The sequence below is a fragment of the uncultured Anaerobiospirillum sp. genome (genome assembly GCF_902485895.1).
Lineage (GTDB): Bacteria > Pseudomonadota > Gammaproteobacteria > Enterobacterales > Succinivibrionaceae > Anaerobiospirillum > Anaerobiospirillum succiniciproducens.
Map to the genome: position 1 here is coordinate 13,525 of NZ_CABTML010000079.1, position 19,724 is coordinate 33,248.

Genomic DNA, 19,724 nt, shown 5'->3' on the forward strand with positions numbered 1-19,724 from the left:
AGTGTTAAAGCGAGTAACATCGCTCTGCTGCAGTCATAAAAGATCATGGCGCAGCGCGTTTATACAAGTTATATTTTTAGCCAAGGCCCATGCCTTGGCCGTATGTACAGATTTTTTGCAGCCACTTAGTGCTCTTAGCACAATGCATAAGAAGGCACTCAGTCCTTTTAGACTAAAGCTTATAGCTCTCAAAGAGCCAAGCTTAGTCACATAGCACTTATAAGCCATGGGGCTTTGAGGTGGCTCATGACAGATTTTTATTAAATTGCAAACCGCAGAAATGTCACTGTCCTTAAGTTACTAGGATGGATAAGACAACAAGGCGTTAGCATCAACTTAGACAAAACTAAGCGCACGAAGAGGGCATTGTTATTTGCCTTGGCGCTGTAAATCTTTGTTAGGTGTGTACTAACGCTAAAGTTGCCTTTGGACTTTCAGGTTTCTTGGAGTAGATAATGAGTTTAAATAACACCCCAACCAAATACATCTGGTTTAATGGCAAATTAGTTGAGCATGCTGATGCTAAAGTTCATGTTCTGACCCATGCCCTGCACTACGGCACTGCCGTGTTTGAGGGTATTAGAGCTTACTCTACTCCAAAGGGCCCTTGCATTTTCCGTCTTGACGAGCACATTGATCGTCTCTTTAACAGCGCTAAAATCTATCGCTTCCCAATTCCTTACACCAAAGAAGAAATCAAGCAGGCTTGCTGCTCTGTAATTACCGACAACGGCCTTGAGTCTGGCTACATCCGCCCATTAGTTTTCTTAGGCGAGATTGGTCTGGGTGTTCGTATTCCTGAGGGTGCTGTAGCCTCAGCTATGGTTGCAGCAATGCCATGGGGCGCATACTTAGGCGAAGAGGGTTTACAAAAGGGTGTTAAGGTAGGCGTTTCTTCTTGGAACCGTTTAGCTGCCAACACCATTCCAACAGAGGCTAAGGCTGCAGGTAACTACTTAAGCTCAGTGCTCATCTCCAACGAGGCACACCAAAACGGCTACGTTGAGGCAATTGCTTTAGATACTGATGGCTTTATCTCCGAAGGCTCTGGTGAAAACGTATTCTTTGTAAAGAACGGCGCATTATTCACCGCCCCATTCACCAATGGCCTGCTCCCAGGTATTACCCGTCACTCCATCATCACCATTGCCAAGGATTTAGGTATCCCTGTTTACGAGCAGAAGATGCAGCGTGAGATGTGCTACTTAGCTGATGAAGCTTTCTTCACCGGTACTGCAGCTGAAATCACTCCAATTGCATCTATTGATGGTATCGACGTTGGCCCAGGTCACCGTGGTCCAATCACCAAGCAGATTCAGGACGCATTCTTTGCCTTAGTTAAGGGCGAGTCTGAGGACAAGTACGGCTGGCTCACTCCAGTTAAGTCCTAAAAGGCGTCATACAAACCACCACTAGACGAGTTCTACCAAACTTAAGCTTCGTCGCTTATTTATAACCTCACGCAAACCATTTGGTGACGTGAGGTTTATAGCTCATAGATGTTGTACTCCTTTGCAATTTAAAGGCGATCGGTTTATAGCACGTAAGAGTTTTGAGTATATGCAGCTTATGAGCTGCGCTTTTAGGTGGTTAGATTCTGTTTGCAGGGGCTATTAGCCCCTTTAGCGTTTATTTACCTTAGCAGCAAGATCTGTCCTGCTAAGTTCAGTGCTGATGGTGTTTGATATTTCGGCACTGCAAGGAGATGAAATCCATGGCGGAATTACGTTCCTCAGTTACTTACAAGACCAAGAAGATGGCCGGTGCCCGTGCACTGTGGAAAGCCACTGGTATGAAGGATGAGGACTTTGGCAAGCCTATCGTGGCTATTGCCAACTCTTTTACTCAGTTTGTTCCTGGCCACGTACACTTAAAAGATATTGGCCAGATGGTAGCTCAGGCTGTTTATGAGGCCGGTGGTATTGCTCGTGAGTTTAATACCATTGCAGTAGATGATGGTATTGCTATGGGTCACTCTGGCATGCTCTACTCCCTGCCAAGCCGAGAGATCATTGCCGATAGCGTTGAGTACATGTGTAATGCACACAAGGCCGATGCGCTTATCTGTATCTCCAACTGCGACAAGGTTACCCCTGGCATGCTCATGGCTGCCATGCGTCTTAACATCCCAACCATCTTTGTCTCTGGCGGCCCAATGGAAGCAGGCAAGATCGAGGGCAAGCATAAACTTGATCTCGTTGATGCCATGGTGGTATCAGCTGATCCAAATGTATCTGATGAAGAGATTCAGGAAGTTGAGAGCGTTGCCTGCCCAACTTGCGGCTCTTGCTCAGGTATGTTTACCGCTAACTCCATGAACTGCTTAACCGAAGCTTTAGGTTTAGCTCTCCCTGGTAACGGCACTATCGTCGCAACCCATGCACAGCGTAAAGAGCTCTTCTTAAAGGCTGGTAAGATCATCGTTGATCTGGCTAAGCGCTACTACGAGGGCGAGGATGACAAGGTACTGCCACGCTCTATCGCAACCAAGGCTGCCTTTGAAAACGCCATGACCTTAGATATCGCCATGGGCGGTTCAACTAACACTGTACTGCACTTACTTGCTGTAGCTTGTGAGGCTGGTGTTGACTTCACCATGCAGGACATCGACCGCTTAAGCCGTAAGGTTCCTCATATCTGTAAGGTAGCCCCATCTACTCACGAATACCATATCGAAGATGTGCACCGCGCTGGCGGCATTATGGCCATCTTAAATCAGCTCAAAAAGGCTGACTTACTGCACCTAGATTGTCGCAATGTACTGCAGATGAGTTTAGGTGAGGAGCTTGAGTCCTACTGCGTTGAAAACAACGCCTCTGATGAGGTTAAGAAGTTCTTCTTAGCCGCCCCTGGTGGTAAGCGCACTATTGAGGCTTTCTCACAGGATAACTACTATCAAGAACCTGATAGCGATCGTGCCTCTGGCTGTATCCGCGATAAAGAGCATGCCTACTCACAAGACGGCGGTCTTGCGGTGTTATACGGTAACTTAGCTTTAGATGGCTGTATCGTAAAGACTGCAGGCGTGGATAGCTCTGCATTGAAGTTTGTAGGCCCTGCTATCGTCTATGAGTCACAAGAAGATGCTGTTGAAGGCATTTTAGGCGGTGAGGTTAAGGCTGGCCATGTCGTTATCATTCGTTACGAAGGTCCAAAGGGCGGCCCTGGCATGCAAGAGATGCTCTACCCAACCTCTTACTTAAAGTCCATGGGTCTTGGTAAGTCTTGTGCCTTAATTACTGATGGTCGCTTCTCAGGCGGTACCTCAGGCCTGTCTATTGGTCACGTCTCTCCAGAGGCTGCCAATGGCGGTAATATTGCCCTCATCCGCAACGGTGACATGGTAAAGATTGATATTCCAGGTCGTGAGATTTCTGTAAGTCTTGATGAGGCTGAACTTGAAAAGCGCCGTGCTCAAGAAAAGGAGCGTGGTGCTCAAGCCTTTAAGCCACAATCTCGTGTCCGTGAAGTCACCACCGCTCTTAAGACCTACGCCTCCTTAGCCTCCTCAGCTGACAAGGGCGGCGTACGCGATTTAAGCAAGCTTGGCTAATCAAAGCTAAGGACTGATAGCTAACAGCATTCTCTTTCTCAACGCTAAGGCTATCAGTTAACGCACACTTACTAGCTCATACAATAACCTAAACGTATTGATTTCAAAGCCTGACTAAGAGTTATCTTGGTCAGGCTTTTTTCATATTGCAGATACAAAAATGCCCCGCAATTAGTAAGTAATGACGGGGCATTTTGGCGCTGTAAGGTGAGCGCTATATCAGCAGTCAGCGCTTGTTGCTAGCTGCAGCGCACGTTGGTTGCTAGCTGCAGCGTTTGATTTTTTTGCTTGCGTTGTGGTGCTTAGCTTTATCGGTGATCGACCTTGCGAGTCAGATAGTCACCGATGAACTGCACTAACTGCACCATGACAATCAAGATGAGCACGGTGGAGATCATCATATCTAAGCGGAAACGCATGTAACCGTAACGAATGGCCACGTCACCAAGACCACCGCCACCAATGGCACCGGCCATTGCAGAGCAGCCGATGATAACGATTACGGTAATAGTGAAGTTTTGGATAAGCTCTGGTAGCGCCTCAGGCAGTAACACTCGAGTTACGATCTGACGAGGGGTTGCGCCCATGGAGGTTGCAGCCTCGATAAGGCCAGTTGATACAGTTCTTAAAGAGGTCTCAACTAAACGACCAGTAAAAGGAATAGTACCAATCACCAGTGGCACAATCACCGCAGTAGTACCGATGGAGGTGCCCACGATAAACTTGGTGATTGGAGTAATAGCCACCATCAAAATGATGAATGGAATAGAACGCAGTGCATTAACAATGGTGCCGAGAATACGGTAAAACACTAAATTCTCGAAAAAGTAGCCTTTTGAGGTGATGAGCAGTAACACGCCTAAAGGCACACCAAAGATAATGGAGATAGCAGACGATGCGCCTACCATGTATAAAGTTTCCAAGGTGGCATTAGTTAACAGGTCAGCCATCTTGGAGTACTGACCTAAATTAAGCGATGTCAGCAAGCTGCTTACGAGTGTCATAACCTAAAACCTCAACCTTGTGAACACGAGCCTTAAGCTCATCCATAGCGTGCTCGATCTCAGCACGAGAGCCGCATACTTCAACCACCATCAGGCCAAATGGCTCGCTCTTAATATGGTCAATGCTGCCGCCTAAAATGGAAATTTTAACCTTGCAGAGCATGGCAACTTCCACGATCACCGGAGCATCAGCCTTTGGACCTAAGAAGAGCAGCTCGATAACAGCCTTGGCGCCTTCTGAGTACTCAGAAACAATCTCAGTGTGGCGTAAGAGTTCAGGCAGACCACGACGTACTGCAGCAGAAACTAAACGCTTAGTCAGTTTCTCCTTTGGATCGGTAAATAGATCTAAGGTTGTGCCCATCTCAGAGATGACACCACCATCAATCACAGCTACACGATCGCAGCACTCTTTGATAACTTCCATCTGGTGAGTAATGATCACGATGGTTAAGTTGAGCTTGTCACGCAGTTGCTGTAACAGCTTTAAGATGGACATGGTGGTCTTTGGATCTAAAGCTGAGGTAGCCTCATCGCAAAGTAAAACCTTTGGATTGCTAGCTAAAGCTCTAGCGATACCCACACGCTGCTTTTGACCGCCTGAGAGCTGTGCTGGATACATATCAGCCTTATCACCAAGCTCTACTAAGTCTAAAAGCTCTTTGACGCGAGATGCGATCTCTTCTTTAGAGTGATTGCCCTCTAAAGTCAGTGGGAAAGCTACGTTATCGGCCACAGTGGCAGAGGAGAGCAGATTGAAGCTCTGGAAAATCATACCAATCTGACTACGTGCATGACGTAACTTGCCCTCGCTCATGGCAGTCAGATCTTGACCATCAACTATGACCTGACCAGAGCTTGGACGCTCGAGCATATTGATATGACGGATCAGTGTGGACTTACCTGCGCCAGATAGGCCGATCACACCGAAGATCTCGCCACGCTCAATCGAAAGTGTAATACCCTTGAGCGCACGTACCTCTTTTGGAGTACCTGCGTTGTACACCTTCTCGATATTCTTAAGCTCAATCACTTTAAGAACTCTTCCTGTGCAAAAAATTTAACATCGTGCCTGACAGAAGCTAGCACCACAATATCTAACTTGTTTCTCTTTACCACGCTTAAGAGCATGTTCAGATGCTAAAAACAGTGTTAACACTTTGCGTGCTGATTTTGAGCATCGTTCATACTCAACTAAAAGCACCATAGCTGCTGTCATAATCCTAACTAAGAGACAATATTTCTTGAATCTTGCTAGGAGCGTAATCTGTGAACAACTAGCCTAAGAAAACACTTCTAGGAGCTAGTAGTTTTAGCCTCTATCTTGAGTATGTAGCGTGCGCCATGAGGCTCAAAAAGCTAATCTAGCTGAGCACTTAGGCACTTGCATCAGCACAAGAGCATCAAAAGGTCAGTAAGAACTACTCATTAACGTGAGCACCACTGCCTAAAAACAGCTTACAGAGGCCGTTTTTCTTTAATTCTTAGGGGGAGGCTATTTTATCATAAGATTAGATGAACATCACAATTTTGCACCATATGGCTAGCAATTTAGCCCGTTATGTTTTTCCATAGTGCGTTCTGCCACGCTTAGCTATCGTTTAAGCCAAGCTCCCCATATCCAGCCTCAATGAGCGAAACACATCTCCACCATCAACCACCATGCAAATTACCAACAGATTGCATAAAAACAAGACTCTTAGCAGCACACTAGACGCCCGAGCCCCTGGCAATGGCTGTGGATATAGCCATAGCCAATGCAATGGCCGTGGCGTTGCCATATCCATTGCCATAGCGTCATTGCAAATAGCCATGCACATAAATTGAGCACCGCACGCAACCACAATCTGGTCACTGAGCACCTGGTATTGATTAAGAATCAATGCCACTATGCTGCACAGTTGTTAGCTCAAATTGTTGTCTCTTAAGCTGTTTTTGCTAAGAAACATGCCACTTTACTATGCACATTGGCCAAAGTGATGGTCTTAAATTTGAAAATTTTGAAAATACTCTTAACGCTGATCTTGAGGATAAAAGGCCTCATTGCCATTGCTATAAACGGCAAATATATCGACTTTTGACAAGAATATGCGTGGCAATTGCTTGCGTGTGGGCGTTAATTTTGATGTAAGTATTGTTTACTTTGAGGGCATAAGTATTAGGCTTTAGCGCGTTTTGCCTTAGTTTGATGCTAAAATGCATGCAGGTCACAGCATATGTAGTTTGTTTAGATAGCCTAGTTTAGACATCTAATGTCACCCTTTTGCCTTAGACTTAGCGTGCAATGCGATACAAATGGCGTTTTTGCCCATATGATCTGCACTCTACCGTTTAAGTGCTGCGGGTCTATCAGGCCTAGCTACCTATAGACTTTGCTTTCTTGTATCGACTCTTGAGTGAGTCACCGCATCTTTACGCCACATAAAAGCCTCTGACCTAGCGACGGAAGTGCAAAAGCATCGCTAGAGTTAAACTTTACTGTGACCTCCCTTAGTTTTCAGCAAAGCACTGTAAGTTTCAGCATCAGTTGTATCTGTGACCCTTATTTCATAGCAACAAGCGTGACCTTTGTTGCCTATGTTTATTTGATGCCAATGCTAAAAGTGTCTTTGCAACTAGAACCTTGGTAGTAGCTTAGTGTGTATGGTATTTAGCATCTAACACCCTGCGTGAATGCACGAGTTAAGATGTGCCTATCTTATGAGTAGTTACCCTTAAAACCTACACACCGTCATTGCATCATGCTCAAAAATTATGAGCCTAAGAAAGCTCTAAATGATGGCTTTATTAGGCCAATAAAGCTTTGATGCGCAAAAGAAGAGTCCTTGCTGTGAGCACTTGTAAGTCTCATAGCATTAGAGTTTTCAGGACGTAGAAATGTTTGAAGATCAGAGCAACTCAAATATCGATAGCTCCAAACAGGACTTAGCCTCCTCAGATGAAAAAGCGTCTTATGCAAAAGATGCTAGTGAGTCAAATGTGGCTGATGAGTCTGTTAATGCCTCCCCTTCACAGGAGCACTCAGTAGATACCACTGATATCGACATTGACGATCTTGATTTAGAGACCTTAGAGCGTCTTACCAATCCTGAAGCCTCTGACAATGACATCGAATCAGCTATTAAGACCATTGCCTCACACTCTGATGATGCTACCCATAAGACAGCTGACCTGTCCAAAGAAAGCGTAACAAACGATCTTGCCGCTAACGCATCTAACGACATTGCCGCAAGCGCGGCTAGCAATCTTGCTGCAAGCGCGGCTAGCGATCTTGAGTCCGATGCCCCAATAAATCTTGAGGGCAATGAGCAAAGCTCAAGCGACGATGCCATAAGCTTTAGCGTTGATAGCACCAGCAGTGTTGCTGCTACTGAAGATACAGCTGATAACTTAGCTAATTCCGTAGCTAAGAGTAGCTCTAGTAACTCTAATGGCGTGAGCGTTGATATTGAGCTTGAAGATCAGCCACGCATTCAGGTGTTTGATGAAAACGATCATGAGCTCTCACCTGATGACATTAAGTACGATGCTCAGAGTGAAGCAAGTGACGAGAATACCGCCGTATATGGCAAAGATGAGCGCTTTGCAGATGTAAATGCAGAAGAGGCATTTGGCCTAACTTCAGATGAAAATGTTGAGGCCATTATTGCAGCTTTAGAAGAAACTGAAGCTGAAAACAATAGCCTGCAAATGCAAGATCAAAATTCCGCTACTACAGCCACTACAAGTACTGATGCAGCTATGGCCGATGAGAGCTACAGCACCGACAGCGGCGGTTCTGAAAGCTACAGCACCGACAGCTACAGTTCTGAAACTGTCGCCTTGGATGATTCTGCTGCTCAGTCAGTTGCACCTGAGGTTGGACTTGAGGCTATTGCTTCTGAGGATGACGTTGCGGATGCTGCTTTAGAGGACTCTCATGCAGCTGCTGCAGATGAAAGTGCTGATGAGGCAGTTTCTGAGGCTTCATTTGTCTCTGCAGCGACTAATGATGACGATAGCTTCCTATCAGATATTGAAAGTGCACTTGAGGACTCTGAGCTCTTTGAGCAAGAGCTTGCTGAGAGTGTGATGCAAGAGTCTACTCAGGCACATAACTATGGGGTTACAAGCGCCACTTTATCTGACGACTACAAGATCTCCATAGACAATCATGACCACTTGCATGAGGATTATGAAGTTATTAATCCGCATCCTGCTGCACTTGAGTCTGCTGCCGAAGCTGCTCGGCGCTTTAATGCCTTAGCCGATCAGGCCGATGGCATTGAGAGTGTTGAGAGCGAAAACGATTTTTCACAAGCCGTTGAGTTTGATGACTCTGAGCTTGAGCAAGCGGTGCTCGAACAAGAGGCTGCTGACTTAGAAAACTTAAGTAAAGAAGATGCTGCCGCCTATACTGCTGCAAGCAGCGTTAATCATGAATTCCAATCAGACGATGAAGTTGTAATGAACAATAATCTTACCCCATCAGATGCACAACTTACCTCAGAGCAAGACTTACAAGATCAAAAGGTAAGTGATACCACTTCATCAACTGCTAGCGACAGTGCTTCTTATGAAGGCGCTAATCCGCTTAGCAATGCAGATGATAGTAGCTTTAGCTTAGCTACATCCCTTAAAGATGCGCAAATGTCTGCAGCCGATGCTAACAACGAATCTCTAATCTCAGCAAGTAAGACTCAAGATAGCACTGAGAGCCAAGCTGATGTTTCTAGCGAGTCAAGAAAGAGTGAAACTAACGCTGCTGACGGTGCAAAGGAGTCTGATTCAGACAATCCTTTTGCTAATCTTGAGCACTTTGATGAGCAAGAAGATGATTCTCTTGACTCAGATCTTGCTGCCCAAATGGCTGCCGCTCAAGAGGCCATGTCACAGCAGCTTGCAAAGGAAGCTGCCGAACAAGATATCAAGTTAGTCAGTGCCGACAAGTTCCGTAATGACGAAGTCTCCATCATGTCTGATGCCATGATGATGTCTAATGAAGGCCATACTGCTATTCAAGGTCTTGAAAAGCGTCAGCAGCCACCTCAGCTGCCACGTAAGAACAGCTATATCACTGGCCTTTCTGATGATGAGCTAGAGATGATTCGTCGCATCAAAGAGATGAACAGCTCCAAAGGCTCTAAGAACAAGCCTGCGCAAGGTTATGCCATGTCAAGCGACGGTGAAGAGCACTCTACTGTCCTCTATGGCAATGCCGCACAAGCAGCATCTGAGCGTATCTCTCAAGAGGCTGCATCTGAGCGTATCTCACAAGAAGCCGCATCTGAGCGATTGAACCAAGCAAGTGCTGAGTCTTCACAAAACTATGACGATAGCTTAAGCGGTGTTGCTGCGCCTATTACTCGTGATAGTTCTTTTGCCTCTCAGGACGATAATGCTCAGAACTATGCTTACAATGACGGTACTGTACAAAGCGCTGATCATTACGATGAGTTTAGCCCTCAGGACGGCACATACGCTAATAACGACGTTTATAACGAACAGCAAAACGTAGCTAACAATGGCTTTAATGGCTCTGACAATGGCCAAAATCCGTACTCGTACAATGAGTATGATGAGAACGAAGTCCAGGCAATGCCTGCACAAAGAGCTCAAGAAGAAGTTGATGATGGCCCGGTTTACTATGTAGGACCTAAAACTGAGCGTGTAGTTGAAGAACAGCCACGTGATGAGGACAACATCTACGTTGGTACCTACGCTGACCGTATTGCTAAGCAAAAAGAGGCTGCTCAATCAGCTCGTCAAGCCGCTGCTTATCAAGCTCAAGACAATATGGGTTCTATGTCTGTACAAGACAATAACTCTCTTGCTGATGAGACTTTTGCAGCTGCACAAAACGGCAATAATTATGTAATTCCAGGCAATCAAGAGCCTCAGTACTATGTAGGTCCATCTAATCCTCCTGTTGAGGAGCCAAGCTCCTTTGGTGAGTATGAGCCAAGTCCATATATCACTCCAGGTGTTAGAACTCCTGAGGAATTAGCTGCAGAAGCCGCTGCTCGTGAGGCAGCCATGCAAGCACATGCTCAAGAGCAAGCCCGTATTGCAAAAGAGCAGCGCCGTGAGCAAGAAGCTGCACGTATGGCCGCCTTAGCTGCAAATAGCGTTGATGAGTCTGATTTAGCTGTTCCTGCGGGCATGGGCGATGGCGGTGCTCTAAGCATGCAAAGCGCCTCAAATGATCAATACGCAGGTGAGCCTTACGATGATGGCCCTCGTTACTACGTTGGACCAAAAGAGCCAAGCCGTCCAATGCAAGAGGCTCAAAGCGAGGCTCCTATCTATGCTGTTGGCCCTGACCACTCCAATGCAGAGGTTGAGGCTAATATCCAGGCAACACGCTCCAAGCTCTTACATGACCGTGCGCTACCACCGAGCTATCTTGATGATGATTTACAAAACACCCCACCAGTAGCTACAAAGAGTGCTGAGGATATTGCCTATGAAGAGGCTTTAGCCGAGGCTGCGCGTGAGTCTATGGCTGCACCGCATAGCCAAGTCATTGAGAATGCTCGTAAGTTAGCTGCTGAGCAAGAGTCACGTTATGCCACTAAAGAAGATGTTGGAGACGGCCTCTTTGCTCAAGATGCCTACCCTGTTAATGGTGAGACCGACGGCACTGATGCACTCAAGGGCTCATCATCTGATGGCTTAGCGTTAGAAAGCTCTTATGCTCGTGCCTCTCTTGAGAATGCCAATGACGAAGAGCTTAAGGCTTTTGAGCGTAATCCTGATGGCTATGAAGAAGATAGCTACGAAACTCGCTCTGATGATACAGATGGCTATGATGATAGCGACTTATCTAAGCGACAAGGCACAATGCGTCGCGATGAGAACGGCACTGCTAACTTTGCAAACTTAAACCTGCAAGAGAATGTAGGTTTAGGTATGACCGTGTTCTTATACTTACGTCAGTTACTCGCTGCCTTCTTTACTCATACCAATCTACCAGTGATTGCGCCAAAGACAGCAGCTAGACTCGGCCCTTGCTACCCAAGCTCCATGCCAGTGCCTTACTTATTTGTAGGTTTACTCTCAGGCTTTGTTGCATCACTTGCTGAATTACTAGTTAATGTTGACACAGTTGGCACTATATCTTTCATAGTGTTCTTGCTCTGCACTGGTCTAACTCCATATCGAGGTATCTACCGCATCATCTCTTATATCAGTAGACGTCGTCATGATGTGGTTATTGTGGCTGCATCTGTGACTGTCCCAATGATTATCTTCATGTGGCTGTCTAACATTCTGATCTTAAGTGTTGATGGTATTGCTGAGGCCACTGCTGCCTATGGCATTGTGGCTATGCTTTCTGCTGCATCTGCAAGTACCTTATCTTGGAACTTGCCTCAAGATCCTATGGACTCTTCAGGCACCATGACCACCAAGGGTCTGCTGTTTGTGATTGTTCTGAGCATCATGGCCTCTTTTGGCATCATGCACTACATCACCGGCCTATCCTTGATTGCACTGTGCGTAGCAATGCGACTCATCTTCGGCATGCTCATCGCTGGTAACAATGGCACCTCCCATCGTTCCTACGTACATGCTCTGCAGCTGCTCACCATGTTCATTCTGCTCTTTGATCTCATCATCTTAAAGAGCCAGGGCTACAACATCCTGAGCGTCTCTTCTTTAGAGTTCATTAACCAGCTTCGTGGTGCAATGTAATTCCACCTCAGGCCATGCAAAGACATGCCATGGCCACTTCAAGCTAGTGCCACCTTGCGGCACTAGCTTGCCACCGTAGATTGCCTGCCTCTCTTGCCACAACATCTCATCAAACAACAGCAAAGCTCTAAAAACGCCCCATCCTTCAACTCCTGCTGTTTACGACTACAGCTATAGACACAGTTAAGACATGCCGTGGAAAAGAAATCCTGTGTTTAGCAAACAGCCAAAAGAAGTCGCCTACCTCATACCAACAGTTCTTGTCACAGTGACGATTTCGATAATTATGGCTTTTCTACCTAATTATTGTCTCTTTTTGCCTTGTATTTTGCTCATAGATAAAATCTGTATGACAACGGTAACGTTAATGACTAAGGTTTTTTGCTTTTGCACGGCAAACGCCTTAAAATCTTGAAGTTCTATGCACTTTGCCATTAAGAGCCTCATTGAATATGAGCACATAGTTATGCGTCTCAAGCTTTGGCCATAAGATCACAGCTCGGCATAGCAAAATGCTTAGTGCCTGCACAGCGATAAGATTACAGCAAGACATAGCATTATGCTCAGTACTTGCACAGCTATAAGATCAGAGCTCTGCATAGCAAAATAGACACAGAATTTAATGCAACAGCTTGATTGTTACTGTTAGAAAGTTTGGCTGCTTTAAGCCAAATTAGCTTGCTCAATAGTCGCTGTTGTTTGTAGTTGGTTAGTTAAGAATCGGAGTTAAAACATGGCTCATGTAGAGAGAATGCAAACTGAGTGTCCGCCGGATGCCCATAAAGTTATCCGTCCACCTGAGAATGAGGTAAAAGCCACCATTTGCGTCAAGCTCAACGACTCCGAAGCTCAGAAATTTGGCGCTGAAGACTTTTGCAATGCTTTAAGCTTAATGAGTGCAAAGCCACTTATTTGCTGCAGCGAAGAACTGCGCAAGACCATTAGCGAGCACAAGGCTGCAGCTGAAATCGAGCCTCAGTACTTAGTTATCGATGGCGAGAAGGCTTATGTAACCTCAGATGACGGATCACAAGGCCCTACCCGCGACTTCATTGATATGACCGCTGATAGCTCTTTATATGCTGACTTCTTAAATCAGCTCAAAAAGGATCAGTTCATCTTAGTTGACTCATACAGCATGCTCATCTGGCGCTCCATCTCCACTGTATATCCATGGGATGGTCTCCTTGCTGGTGACTATGTACGTCAGTACCTCAAGGCTGCAGAGCTTGTTAACGATGAAGATCTCGACCTCTTCTTACAGGTTCGCTATGGCCGCATCGATGGCTTCTCATTAAAGGGTACTCACGCTAACGCCTACCGCTTCTTACAGTTAGAGCGTAAGCTGTTCTTACAATACCCAGATGAGGACGAGGATTAATCCTCAATCACACTGATTATCAACCAACAAGGCCTTGATGGCTTTGTAGGCAAGCACTTAGCCATAGCATCATAATGTCTATGGCACCTGCCGTCGCACCGCTATCAAGCAACCACAAAGTTCTTGATACTTAAACAGCGACGGCTTATTTGTTTATAGGCAGCCTTTTAGCTGCAAGCTCATCGTGAATTACTGCAATAGCATGATCAAATAGGCAATGCTCTCTTTGAGTGCCATAGCAGCATCTACGCTACAAGAATGCACAAAACGTAACTTTGTAAGTTATGCGCCATATAATGGCCCAATGCGTAGAGCAATTTACAGCTAGGATAAGCTTGTGCAAACAACGTAGAGCCAAAATGCACTCGTTGCCACCGCGTACAGCTAAGAATGTTTCTTTGCTAAGACGTATAGCTAAGAATGTCTCTTTGCCACCGCGTATAGCTAAGAGTTTCTCCTTGCCCCAGCGTATAGCTAAGATGAACTCTTGGCCACGATGAATAATAAAAGTCTATGAGTGAGAAAATGTCAGATACATTAGAACTGGCCAAGGAACTGATTTCACGCAAGTCAGTTACCCCAAACGATGAGGGTTGCCAAGACGTACTCGAGAAGATCTTAGGTGATGTGGGTTTCCACTGCAGAACCTTAAGAGAAGGCATGTACCCAACCTTTAACCTGTTGGCTCTGTGTTCTAAAGACGAGAAGGCTAACTTTGTCGGTGATCCTAAGATCTTAAATGGCAAACCAGGCCCATACGATGCAACTGGCATCGTCGCTCCTGGTCCATTCACCATTTTCTTAGGTCACACTGATGTCGTGCCTGCTGGTGATGTTAACGCGTGGAGCAATGATCCTTTTACCCCTGTAGTAAAGGATGGTTTCTTATATGGCCGTGGCGCTGCAGATATGAAGAGCTCAGATGCCGCCATGACTATTGCTCTTAGAAACTTTGTTACTAAGCATCCTGATTTTAAGGGCACCGTTGGCTTGCTAATGACCTCTAACGAAGAGGGTGATGCAGTTGGCGGCATTCCTTTTGTTGCTGAGTGGTTCAAAAAAGAGCGTCTGTACCCTACTTTCTGTATCGTAGGCGAGCCTTCATGCTCGAAGAAGTTTGGTGATACCGTAAAGATCGGTCGTCGTGGCTCTATGACTGCTCATATCACCATCAATGGTAAGCAAGGTCACGTTGCTTATCCTGAGCAGATTGACAATGCCGCCCACAATGGCGCTCGTCTGATCGCAGCATTGCTTGAAAAGCACTTAGATGATGGCAATGAGGATTTCCCACCAACCTCCTTTAACGTTACTAACTTTAACGCTGGTGTTGGTGCAGAGAACGTAGCTCCAGGTACTTGCCAGATCATGTGTAACTGGCGCTTCAATCCACTGCAGACTCCATTAAAGCTGCAGAAGATGGTGGAAAAGACCATGGAGAAGTTACGTATCTACGCTACTGTAAGATACGTCATTAATGGCCTGCCGTTTATCTCTGAGCGCGATGGACAGCTTGTTAAGGCTATCACTGAGTCAGTGAAGGAAAAGACTGGCGTAACTCCAGACATGAATACCTTAGGCGGTACCTCAGATGGTCGCTTCATCGCTCCATTAGGCACTCAGGTAGTAGAGTTTGGTCCGCTCAATGGCACCATCCATCAGGTCAACGAGTGCACTGAAGTTGAGAACCTCGACACCTTAACTGAGATCTACGAAAAGACCTTAGAAAAGCTGCATCTCTAATCACAAGGGCAAGGATCACTAAGGCAATAACCTTTAGCAAGTATGCATCAAAGCAGATTGCTGCTGCATACTGGCTCATAGATCTACAATGCCAAGCCATAAGTATCATCATGCTATCAACGGTGTTCAATCTTGCCGCAACCAACAAAAAGGGGAGCCAATTGCTCCCTTTTTGTTATGTATAAGCGCCATATCAACAGCGCTAGAAATCAATTTTAGGCAATACCAAGAAGATACTGCTCAACGTCTAAAGCTGCTTGACAGCCCTGACCAGCGGCAACAATAGCCTGATGGTACTCAGGGAATGAACAGTCGCCAGCAGCAAATACGCCTGGGCATGAGGTTGCAGTTACTGGAGTCTTGCTCTTGTTAGTGACAATGTAGCCCTTAGAATCAAGATCAATCTGACCCTTGAACACTTCAGTTGCAGGATCATGACCGATAGCTACGAATACGCCATTAAGATCAAGCTTACGCTCTTCACCCTTAACATCTAAGACAATACCATTCAAGAGATCATCACCAACGTACTCTTTAACGTTAGCGTTTAAGATGAGCTCCATCTTGCCTTGTGCGGCTAACTCATTAACACGATCAACTAAAATCTGCTCAGCACGGAAGCCTTCACGACGGTGAATGAGGTATACCTTTGAGCACAGGTTAGCTAAGAATAAAGCCTCAATAAAAGCAACGGAACCGCCACCGATAACAGCAACAGTCTTGTTACGGAAGAACATACCATCGCAAGTAGCGCAAGCAGAGATACCACGTCCTTTAAACTTTGCCTCAGACTCAATATTTAAGTAACGAGCACGTGCGCCGGTAGCAATCACAACTGCTTTAGTTAGGATTTCTTCACCACCAGAAAGCTTTAAGCGCTTAACCTCACTTGAGAAGTCAACCTCTGAAACCACATCAGAAATAGACTTCACACCCAGCTCGTTGACATGCTTAATCATGTTCTGCATGATGTCAAAGCCACTAGGATCACCTAAAGCACCAGGCCAGTTGCCTACCTCAGGGGTTGTAGTGAGCTGACCACCCTCTTCAAAACCCTTAACCATAATAGGATTTAAGGATGCGCGAGCTGCGTAGATAGCAGCAGTACAAGCAGCTGGGCCAGAACCAATCACTACTACATTTGCAATATTATCTTGTGCCATATTTTACTCCTGAGCATGTTGGCTCATTATAGACCATCTGACGAGGCAAAACATGCAGCATTACTAGCTGCATGCCTTAAATCCTAAGCCTAAAGACAAACTCAATTTGTGGCCAAACGGATACACTAATTCTTGGCTTATCTAAAAAGCATTGCACCACATACAAACATGCATCTTCACTTAAGCCATGAGGCACAAGGATCTAATCTAAACTCGCTATAGACTAACAATCATAGATTCACTGTGGCTGACTAAACTGCCTTGCAGTATGCATATGGTTGAAACCATAAAAACACATGTATACAAGTGTATTGTCAGATTAAGGCAAAGTCAGTCAACACGCAACACAAACACACTGTAGTCGCATGATTTTTATCAACACGAATAAGCTATTCTAGCTGCATGTATCAATGCATTGCCATAATGCCATCACGATTACCATGTTTATAAAACATATCCTTAAATATTTCTCGTAATAATCAATTTATGGCCATATAAAGAGCTTAAATCGCAACGAGATCCCATCATTTAACCGAGATAAAAATCGAATCCACAAAACCAAATATCAAAACTCCACAACACAAGTTGCAAAAGGCAATGAGTAAACCGCGTCTAATTTGGCATTGGATATGCTTTTTACTAATTACCCTCAAGATCAGTGTCCATGAGCACTGCTCTTGTGAATGCTTAGGCAACAAGTATTGCCGCTTATAACAAACAGATAAGCATATATCGTATAGCACCAAGCTTACGATACTACGCAGCTACTATGTCTAAGCTGCTCAAAGGAGAGACCATCATGGCATTGTATGTTAATACCAACGTGAGCTCGATTAATGCTCAACGTAAACTCGCTAACTCAACCTTAGCACTTAACACCTCTTATCAGAGACTGTCATCTGGTCTTCGCATCAACAGCTCCAAGGACGACGCAGCTGGTCTGCAGATCTCCGATCGCTTAACTGCCCAGATTAATGGCCTCAACCAGGGTAACCGTAACGCCAATGACGGCATCGCTTTAGCTCAGACCATTGAAGGTGCTCTCGATGAGACCACCAACATGCTCCAGCGCATCCGTACCCTCGCTGTTCAGGCCGCCAACGGTACCAACACTGCTAAGGATCGTCAGGCTCTCCAAGAAGAAGTAAAGGCTCTCTCTCATGAGATCACTCGTATTGCTCAAAAGACCACCTTTGCAGGTGCACAGGTTCTTGATGGCGGTAAGAACGTTGATAACACTCTGATGAGAAAGATTGGTGCAACCGATAACTGGGAATACTTCTTCCAGGTAGGAGCCAACTCCAAGGACGAAATCACTTTAAAATGCGGCGCTTTTACTATGGTCGGCATCATGTGTATGGCTAACGAAGGAAAAGCCGCTAACAAGTTAGCAATTGCAGAAGGTGAGGCTAACGCTGGCAAAAACGACAAATTTGGTCTTGCTGTGAGTGCTGCTGGTGCAGAAGTTTCTACTGCATATTGGGTTGTATCAACTCCTTCTGCTGCTCAGAAGACCCTTGAGTTTATCGATCAATTTATTGAAACCGTTGATTCTAAGCGTGCGGCCCTAGGCGCAATCCAAAATCGTATGGAAAGCACCATCCGCAATCAGAGCTCTATTTCTGAGAATGAATCTGATGCACGCAGCCGTATTCGTGATACCGACTTTGCATCTGAGACTGCAGCTTTAACTCAGAATCAGATCATTCAGCAAGCTTCACAGACTATTCTGACCCAGGCCAACCAGCGTCCAACTGTGGCACTTAACCTCCTTGGCGGCGGTCAATAGTTAAACCAATTTAGTACCTCGATATCTTAAGGCCGCTTTATCTCCTTGTGCGGCCTTATTTGAGGCGAGATTTTATTGAGAGTCCATTTGCAAGCAGCATCTTAAGCTGATGTTTTCAAATGCACTTTTGCAAACAGTATTTGGGAGCTAAGAAGCTATACATCATGGCTCCAAAATTAGATATGAGTAATCGATTATGGCTTTATACGTTAATACCAACGTTAGCTCCATCAATGCACAGCGCAAGTTAGCTAACTCAACTCTCGCCCTGAACACCTCTTATCAGAGACTGTCATCAGGTCTTCGTATCAACAGCTCCAAGGACGACGCAGCAGGTCTGCAGATCTCTGATCGCTTAACAGCCCAGATTAATGGCCTCAACCAAGGCAACCGTAACGCAAACGACGGTATCGCCTTAGCTCAGACCATCGAAGGTGCTCTCGATGAGACCACCAACATGCTGCAGCGCATCCGTACCCTCGCTGTTCAGGCTGCCAACGGTACTAACACAGCCAAAGATCGTCAGGCTCTCCAAGAGGAAGTAAAGTCTCTTTCTCACGAGATCACCCGTATCGCCCAGAAGACCACCTTTGCTGGCGCTACAGTTCTTGATGGCGGTAAAGCTCCAAACAACTTAATGCGTAAAGTTGCAGCTGCTGGTGGTGCTGGTGCACAAGATAAGTACGAATACTTCTTCCAGGTGGGCGCAAATGCCAAGGACGAGATCAGCCTGCAATGCGGTGCTTTTACTATGGAAGGCATAATGAGCATGGCAAACGAAGGCGTTGCTCAAGGTCAACAAATTAAGTTTGCTGGCAATGAGGCTGATGCGGGTAAAAATGACCATTTTGGTCTTGTAATTGAAAACAATAAGAACACAAGTGCATATTGGGTTGTTTCGACTCCTTCAGCAGCGCAGAGAACATTAGCCACCATCGATAAGTTCATTGAAACTGTTGATTCTAAGCGTGCGGCCCTAGGCGCAATCCAAAATCGTATGGAAAGCACCATCCGCAATCAGAGCTCAATTTCTGAGAACGAATCTGATGCCCGCAGCCGTATTCGCGATACTGACTTTGCTCTTGAAACTGCTGCTCTGACACAGAACCAGATCATTCAGCAGGCTTCACAGACAATTCTGACTCAGGCTAACCAACGTCCAACTGTTGCGCTTAACCTTCTCGGTGGTCGATAGGAGATAACAAATGGCACTATATGTTAACACCAACGTTAGCTCCATCAACGCTCAGCGTAAGCTTGCTAACTCCACTTTAGCCTTGAACACCTCTTATCAGAGACTGTCCTCAGGTCTTCGTATCAATAGCTCCAAGGACGACGCTGCAGGTCTTCAGATCTCCGATCGTTTAACAGCCCAGATTAATGGCCTCAACCAGGGTAACCGTAACGCAAACGACGG

Annotated in this window: 10 protein-coding genes and 1 pseudogene; 8 read left to right on the forward strand and 3 right to left on the reverse strand. The window is 45.8% G+C overall.

Annotated features, from left to right (window positions below; all coding sequences use genetic code 11):
* The first annotated feature begins 455 nt into the window (after window positions 1-455).
* The gene (locus tag RDO37_RS06665; protein ID WP_027940444.1) at window positions 456-1,391 is read left to right on the forward strand and encodes a branched-chain amino acid transaminase; all 936 of its coding nucleotides are present in this window, start codon (window positions 456-458) and stop codon (window positions 1,389-1,391) included.
* 323 nt (window positions 1,392-1,714) lie between these two features.
* Window positions 1,715-3,553 (forward strand): dihydroxy-acid dehydratase, encoded by a 1,839-nt coding sequence (gene ilvD, locus RDO37_RS06670; protein WP_308498527.1) that lies wholly within the window; start codon window positions 1,715-1,717, stop codon window positions 3,551-3,553.
* A 308-nt stretch (window positions 3,554-3,861) separates the two neighbouring features.
* Here ilvD and RDO37_RS06675 read toward each other — a convergent pair whose 3' ends face one another.
* Both RDO37_RS06675 and RDO37_RS06680 read right to left on the reverse strand, forming a co-directional pair.
* Window positions 3,862-4,503, reverse strand: a complete 642-nt coding sequence (locus RDO37_RS06675) for a methionine ABC transporter permease (protein ID WP_027940446.1) — start codon at window positions 4,501-4,503, stop codon at window positions 3,862-3,864.
* Window positions 4,504-4,522: 19 nt separating this feature from the next.
* On the reverse strand, window positions 4,523-5,590 hold the full coding sequence (locus tag RDO37_RS06680) for a methionine ABC transporter ATP-binding protein (protein ID WP_027940447.1): 1,068 nt from the start codon (window positions 5,588-5,590) through the stop codon (window positions 4,523-4,525).
* Window positions 5,591-7,434: 1,844 nt separating this feature from the next.
* Here RDO37_RS06680 and RDO37_RS06685 point away from each other — a divergent pair.
* The 3 genes from RDO37_RS06685 (at window position 7,435) to dapE (ending at window position 15,355) form a co-directional block, all read left to right on the forward strand.
* Window positions 7,435-12,231, forward strand: coding sequence for a hypothetical protein (locus RDO37_RS06685; protein WP_308498528.1), 4,797 nt, complete (start codon window positions 7,435-7,437; stop codon window positions 12,229-12,231).
* Window positions 12,232-12,964: 733 nt separating this feature from the next.
* On the forward strand, window positions 12,965-13,612 hold the full coding sequence (locus tag RDO37_RS06690) for a hypothetical protein (RefSeq protein ID WP_308498529.1): 648 nt from the start codon (window positions 12,965-12,967) through the stop codon (window positions 13,610-13,612).
* A 525-nt stretch (window positions 13,613-14,137) separates the two neighbouring features.
* Entirely contained in the window at window positions 14,138-15,355 is a 1,218-nt protein-coding gene (dapE, locus tag RDO37_RS06695) for a succinyl-diaminopimelate desuccinylase (RefSeq protein WP_156907625.1), read from the forward strand.
* Window positions 15,356-15,570: 215 nt separating this feature from the next.
* Here dapE and trxB read toward each other — a convergent pair whose 3' ends face one another.
* Complete coding sequence (trxB, locus tag RDO37_RS06700; protein ID WP_308498530.1) at window positions 15,571-16,518, reverse strand: thioredoxin-disulfide reductase; 948 nt, start codon at window positions 16,516-16,518, stop codon at window positions 15,571-15,573.
* Between the two features lie 799 nt (window positions 16,519-17,317).
* Between trxB and RDO37_RS06705 the strand changes: the two genes are divergently transcribed.
* The 3 genes and pseudogenes from RDO37_RS06705 to RDO37_RS06715 all read left to right on the forward strand — a co-directional run.
* Window positions 17,318-18,307, forward strand: coding sequence for a flagellin (locus RDO37_RS06705; protein ID WP_308498531.1), 990 nt, complete (start codon window positions 17,318-17,320; stop codon window positions 18,305-18,307).
* 196 nt (window positions 18,308-18,503) lie between these two features.
* Window positions 18,504-19,502, forward strand: coding sequence for a flagellin (locus RDO37_RS06710; RefSeq protein WP_308498532.1), 999 nt, complete (start codon window positions 18,504-18,506; stop codon window positions 19,500-19,502).
* Between the two features lie 10 nt (window positions 19,503-19,512).
* A pseudogene (locus RDO37_RS06715) lies at window positions 19,513-19,724 on the forward strand (flagellin); the annotation flags it as partial.

Bases quoted from the DNA above. Each gene is read 5' to 3' on its own strand.
- RDO37_RS06685 (WP_308498528.1), top strand. From the start codon at position 7,435: ATGTTTGAAGATCAGAGCAACTCAAATATCGATAGCTCCAAACAGGAC.
- RDO37_RS06665 (WP_027940444.1), top strand. From the start codon at position 456: ATGAGTTTAAATAACACCCCAACCAAATACATCTGGTTTAATGGCAAA.
- RDO37_RS06705 (WP_308498531.1), top strand. From the start codon at position 17,318: ATGGCATTGTATGTTAATACCAACGTGAGCTCGATTAATGCTCAACGT.
- dapE (WP_156907625.1), top strand. From the start codon at position 14,138: ATGTCAGATACATTAGAACTGGCCAAGGAACTGATTTCACGCAAGTCA.
- trxB (WP_308498530.1), bottom strand. From the start codon at position 16,518: ATGGCACAAGATAATATTGCAAATGTAGTAGTGATTGGTTCTGGCCCA.
- ilvD (WP_308498527.1), top strand. From the start codon at position 1,715: ATGGCGGAATTACGTTCCTCAGTTACTTACAAGACCAAGAAGATGGCC.
- RDO37_RS06690 (WP_308498529.1), top strand. From the start codon at position 12,965: ATGGCTCATGTAGAGAGAATGCAAACTGAGTGTCCGCCGGATGCCCAT.
- RDO37_RS06710 (WP_308498532.1), top strand. From the start codon at position 18,504: ATGGCTTTATACGTTAATACCAACGTTAGCTCCATCAATGCACAGCGC.
- RDO37_RS06675 (WP_027940446.1), bottom strand. From the start codon at position 4,503: ATGGCTGACCTGTTAACTAATGCCACCTTGGAAACTTTATACATGGTA.